The organism is Vibrio sp. PNB23_22_6, from assembly GCF_052877535.1.
On record NZ_JBNFXP010000091.1, the window covers coordinates 1 to 276 of the forward strand.

The window sequence follows — 276 nt, forward strand, 5'->3', positions numbered from 1 at the left end:
GGTTAATTTATTATATTCTTCGTTACTCATGCCATACATAAATGGATAGACGTCATATGAAGGTGTGCTTACAAGTGCTAATAATTCACCTGTTTGAGGGTGGATAGCAGTACCTGAGCCATAATCATTTTTCATGTTGTTATAAATACTCTTTTGAACTTTAGCATCAATAGTTAGTTGAATATCTTTGCCATCTTTTTTCTTTTTCTCTATTAATGTATGTGCGATTGTATTGCTATTATCGTCAACGATTGTGACACGATAGCCATCTTCATG

Annotated in this window: 1 pseudogene; it reads right to left on the bottom strand. The window is 33.3% G+C overall.

Annotation, left to right across the window (positions count from 1 at the left end):
- Positions 1–276 (bottom strand): annotated as a pseudogene (locus tag ACVA54_RS19745) (hypothetical protein); the annotation flags it as partial.